At 75.1% G+C, this 386-nt stretch carries 1 protein-coding gene; it reads right to left on the bottom strand.

The window, feature by feature from the left end; translation table 11 throughout:
- Positions 1–386 (bottom strand): hypothetical protein (locus K9U41_RS23735; RefSeq protein ID WP_282643269.1); only part of this gene is annotated, 386 nt, incomplete at both ends.

Below are 386 nucleotides of genomic sequence, written 5' to 3'. Positions count from 1 at the left end.
GCGGTGACCTGCGACGTACCTCCCGGCGGGCTCCACGCGGCGCGGTGGCAGGCCGACCGCTCGGCGGCCTCCCCCGGCTCCACGTGGCGGAAGGTGTAGCCCGGGACCACCGGCGCGTCCCCGAGCTCCGCGAGGTCGAGGAGGTGGTGGGTGAACCACGGCGTCTCGTCCTCGGGGAGGAAGCCGGCCCGGCCCAGGATGGCGAAGACGTGCTCCTCGGTGTCCAGCGCCATGGTGCGGACGGCGATGTCGCCGCCGGCCCGCTCCAGGAACCAGGCGACCGCCGCTTCCCCGGCGTCGAGAGCGGTCGGGTCGACGCACAGCTCCAGCCAGTCGTCGGACTCGGCCCAGGCCCAGGCGACGACCTCACCGTCGCGGTCCAGCAG

Origin of the sequence: Xanthobacter autotrophicus (assembly GCF_029991245.1) — a bacterium.
In the GTDB taxonomy this organism is placed as follows: Bacteria; Pseudomonadota; Alphaproteobacteria; order Rhizobiales; family Xanthobacteraceae; genus Xanthobacter; species Xanthobacter autotrophicus_C.
Note: the sequence above shows the minus strand (reverse complement) of the source record. Positions and strands in the feature narration are given on the sequence as shown.